The organism is Okeania sp. (genome assembly GCF_983059655.1).
The window spans coordinates 1-4627 of record NZ_CEZPJD010000650.1 but is presented as its reverse complement, the minus strand read 5'-3'; the positions used below and the strand labels follow the sequence as shown (position 1 = coordinate 4627).

3 protein-coding genes are annotated in these 4627 nt (G+C 37.0%); 2 read left to right on the top strand and 1 reads right to left on the bottom strand.

Annotated elements, in window-relative coordinates; genetic code table 11:
• Positions 1 to 89 precede the first annotated feature (89 nt).
• Both AC3DU7_RS25960 and AC3DU7_RS25955 read left to right on the top strand, forming a co-directional pair.
• Positions 90 to 482 carry a response regulator gene (locus AC3DU7_RS25960; RefSeq protein WP_488042167.1) on the top strand — a complete coding sequence of 131 codons (393 nt, stop codon included), beginning with the start codon at positions 90 to 92 and terminating at the stop codon, positions 480 to 482.
• A 420-nt stretch (positions 483 to 902) separates the two neighbouring features.
• Positions 903 to 2246 carry a diguanylate cyclase domain-containing protein gene (locus tag AC3DU7_RS25955; protein WP_488042166.1) on the top strand — a complete coding sequence of 448 codons (1344 nt, stop codon included), beginning with the start codon at positions 903 to 905 and terminating at the stop codon, positions 2244 to 2246.
• 1312 nt (positions 2247 to 3558) lie between these two features.
• On the opposite strand, the gene AC3DU7_RS25950 is transcribed toward AC3DU7_RS25955, so the two are convergent.
• Positions 3559 to 4266 carry an iron uptake porin gene (locus AC3DU7_RS25950; RefSeq protein ID WP_488042168.1) on the bottom strand — a complete coding sequence of 236 codons (708 nt, stop codon included), beginning with the start codon at positions 4264 to 4266 and terminating at the stop codon, positions 3559 to 3561.
• Between the last annotated feature and the right edge of the window lie 361 nt (positions 4267 to 4627).

Here is a 4627-nt window from a genome sequence, read left to right as displayed (position 1 = left end):
AGTGGACAGTAAACCAGGATATACTTTATTCTGTGTAGAGTTGCCTATTGGTTCTCCTTAACTTTTTAATCTGTGGAGCAAGATTAAATATGTGTGATACTGCCATTCTCTGTGTAGATGATGAAATGCCTATTCTCAAGGTTCTCAAGGAACAACTGCAACGTTGCTTTGGCAATAAGTATATTTATGAGGTTGCTCAAAGTGCTGAAGAAGCCTGGACTGTAATTGATGAGTTAGAAGAGGAAGATATTAAAATTCTGGCCATTGTTTCTGATTGGCTGATGCCTAATGTCAAAGGAGATGTATTTTTAACCCAAGTCCATGAACGTTTTCCAAACGTAGTTACCGTGATGCTGACCGGACAAGCTGACGAAGCTGCCATTGAGCGAGCTAGACAACAAGCCAATCTTTATGCTTGCCTCCACAAACCCTGGACAGAAGAACAATTGCAGCAAATTATTACTAAAGCTTTAAATGAGTAAGCTGTTTAGTATTTAATTGAAAAAGGAGAATACCATTTGAATAGCAAAGGGTGTCAGACCCTTAAAAAGTGTTTCGGTCCGGAATACTCTACAAACAGATAGCACTATCTATGCACTAGCTTATTTAGCCTGATAGCTAAATCGCTAATATGGTATTCGGATAATTAGTTATCGTAAACTCAGGAGTCAGTAGGGCGATTTCTGTTCCGGAATACTTTGTAAACTCTTTAAGCATTCCGTAGGAAATTGCTCGTACAGGAGTCAGGAGTTAGGAAGGATGAGAGTGGGAATTATCTGGGTATATTCTGGCATTTTATATGTGTATCAATAGTATAAAGTGCGATAACTATATAACTGGATTTTATATAATAGCTGATAGCTAGTTAAAATAAAAATTAAAACCCACTACAGCTTTAGAAAATGAAAGCAGCAATTATTTGTGTAGATGATGAGTGGACAATACTTACAACTTTGGGACAACAACTCAAGCGCTATTTTGGCAAAGACTATGAAATTGAGTTAGCCAATAGTGGTGCAGAAGCACTTTCACTCTGTGTAGAATTGACAGCAGAAGGTTTAGAAATTCCTCTAGTGATTTCCGATCAACGGATGCAAGGAATGGAAGGGGATACATTGTTAATTCAACTCCACAAGCTTTATCCCAAAATGTTAAAAATTATGCTGACTGGGCAAGCTGATGCTGATTCAGTGGGGAATGTTGTTAATGCTGCCGCTTTATACCGTTATATCCGTAAACCTTGGGATGAAACCGATTTAATTCTCACAGTTGCTGAAGCTTTGCGAAGCTTTGAGCAAGAACAACGACTTGCTTCTCAAAATCAGCTACTCAAGGAAATTAATGCCAAGTTAGAAAGCTCTTTATCATTACTATTAGCTACTCTAGAAGCAACAATTGATGGAGTTCTGGTTTTGGACTTTGCGGGAAAAGTGGTCAGTTTTAATCAAAAGTTTGCTGCAATTTGGAATTTGCCTCCCTCAACTTCAACTGATGATAGCCAAAAGTTAGTTGATTTGATTTTAGAACCATTAATAGAAACAGACGCAATCGCTTTTAAAGCATTACTCGTGAAAGAGAATATCAAAAAACGGGATTTATTAAGATTAAAAAATGGTATCGTGATTGAGTATTATTTACAACCTCAACAGTTGGCAGGTAAAGTTGTTGGTCAGGTCTGGAGTTTCCGAGATGTAACTCAAGAAAAGCAAACAGAAGAAACTTTCAAACACCAAGCATTGCATGATCCTCTCACTAACCTCCCGAATCGAGCTTTATTCGATCAAAAACTTTCCGAAGCCCTAACCTATGCAGCCTATAACTCGGAAATCATGGCAATGATGTTTCTGGATTTAGACCGCTTTAAGGAAGTTAATGATACATTTGGTCACTCAGTAGGAGACCTTTTATTACAGGGTGTTATTAAGCGTCTTGTCAGCTGTCTCAGAGAAGTTGATTTAATTGCACGTTGGGGAGGAGATGAATTTGCGATTGTCTTGCCCCAAATTCGCTCTCGAAAGGATGCAGGAGAGATTGCTCATAGATTAGTTACAGCTCTGCAACCCGAATTTATTCTGGAAGGCCATCGTATTCATGCTACAGTTAGCATTGGAATAGCAGTGTATCCTGATGATGGTTTAGATAGTAGTACTTTACTTCGGAGTGCCGATCGAGCGTTATACCAAGCCAAAAAATCTGGGCGCAACAATTATTCTAGTTTAGAGCAACTCACTAAAAAGCTAGGTTGAGAGAATCTCTTTTAGCGTTGCTGAATAGTGTGTATGATATTAATCTTAATATTACTTAGTGGTACTTAGACATTTTTTTGGCACGAAAAATGCCTCAAAGCCACTCTATACAAGGGAATTACGTCAAACCCTTGAAAATGGCTAGAACCCTTGATAATTCAGAATTTATACCTTTTTGACGTAAAAACCTCTGCCCATCTATATTTGAGCCTATTTTCTGCCATTATTTTGTGTAATATCATGTCCGGTAGCATCGGTATTGTATAGAGAAGGTAAGGAAGAAGGAAGAAGGAAGAAGCTTTAAGAGAAGTAAAAACCTTATATGGCGCTAGATATTTCCCCGACTTTATACACAAACTATACCAACGGACATAATATAAGTCCCATTAGGGCTTGCTAAATAAAGTCTTTTTGCTCTTTGTAGAGAGTAGGGAGTAGTTAAGACGTAGAAGCAATGGGAATTACAGCCTACATTACGCACGACAAAATGTAGTATAAACACTTGTAGTCAATAGTCAGTAGTCAGTAGGAAATGATGTGCAGCTTCATGTCTGAGTAGATCAAGTATTTATACTTAATACTTCCGGAAATTTTGACTCCTGAAAAAGTTCAATGACGATGATTTATACTGTATAAATACTTACCAAGTTATCATTCTTCATACTACTTTTAATGCTACACTCTTGACGTGCGGAATGTGGGTTACACAGTTAGTGGCCAAAACCATAGTAAGAGTGATTGTTCGACTCCGTACTTCCCGAAAATCCTCACTTTTTTAACAATAGCTTGCTGAAAAGCTCATACTTTTTCCAAGCATAAATTGCCTAAAACCCATATCAGTCAATGCTTTGATATTTTATCAGCGAACCCTATTCAAATTGGTATAATACCAAGCGTGATAAATGTTTGTTACAAATGGTAGGGACGTTGCATGCAACGTCCCTACGAAAGAAGGAAGAGGGAAGACCGAAGTTGGGGTAAATATTGAAAAAAAGGGAAAAAAGATAGAGATAACTAGATCAAATGAACTGGAGCAGCTATTTTTAAGCATATCCGATCAATGTCTACCTTTTTGTAGCATTCTTTTTTCAAATGGGTATTATGGGTATTGATTACAATTTTATTCAGCAAACCCTACTTAGGAGTCAACCCACCTCTCTCCCAGGAGGGGAAAAGAGGAGGAGTTAGGATGTAGAATAAATGGGAATCACAGAGAAAGTGGCCCAAACAATAGTAAGAGTGATTTTTCTGCTATGGCTACCTGAAAATGCTCATAAGCATGAACCTGAGCAACTGAAAAGCTCATACTTTTTCAAGATATAAAAAGCCTAAAACCAATATTAAAATCATCATGATTCGGATTAGTAATCACAAATAAACCAGGAGGAACAGAAATATTATCATTAAGTTGGAAGCGATAAATTGCCTCTATATGTATAGAAGTATCATCATCTTTGAGTGAATCATTATCACCGCTATCAGTAACAATAGGAGGAACTCCTACCATAATACTGCCCATGTTACCTTCCTTAAATAAATCTGGAAAAGCAACATAGAACATTCCATTAATAATAGTAACGTCATCATCATCACCACCGTCTGTTTCAGGTCTAGCCCAAGTAGTACCAAACCAACCACCTACTTCAATACTATTGAGGTCGGGAATATCAGTAGCTTGCAGGCGGGTATATAGTAAATCTTTTCCTGTAAAGCTGGTCTCAAAATTTAGACGTACTCGGTAAGACAAATTAGTTTGAGTTTTATCGTTAGCTGACGCTTCTCCCCGAGCTTGTGCTCTGTCTCCATAAGTATCAGTTAACCAAAATATTATTTCACCATCTAGTTTTGTAGTGGTGGAAAATTGATTTGCTTCTAATTCTGCGCTGCGTGCTTCTAAAGCATCTACACGACCACGCAATTCTGCTAATTCTACGGCAAATTCTTCTTGCAACCTTTGTAGCACAGCTAAGTCGTTGCGAGTTACTAAGTCTGCAGTTGCTGCTGCGACTAATTCAGTTATTAATACATGAGAAAATATAGTAAGTAGGTAGGCACTGAGTTACATATTACATTACTGATACTAATGTAATGTTAATCAGTATTATACCAATTAAAAAAAATGTTACGAATAATAATTAAGTGTAATAAAAAGATTTTGCTGGGAATGTCCCTTTAACAGAAAAGATAATTTACGACCTAAAAACTGGTATTGAAGCTATTCCCATACTAATTTTGAATTCTGACTCCTAAGAAATACTCTAGCTATTTGTTTGTAGCAAAAATTTATCAAATTGGTATTACAGGAAAACTGAAGAGAATTAACTATGTAGGGCTTGCTGATTAAACCTAAATGTCTTTACTGATATTGGTTTTAGCCTTTT

Excerpts from the sequence above, each read along its gene's own strand:
- AC3DU7_RS25960 (WP_488042167.1), top strand. The coding sequence starts at position 90 with ATGTGTGATACTGCCATTCTCTGTGTAGATGATGAAATGCCTATTCTC.
- AC3DU7_RS25955 (WP_488042166.1), top strand. The coding sequence starts at position 903 with ATGAAAGCAGCAATTATTTGTGTAGATGATGAGTGGACAATACTTACA.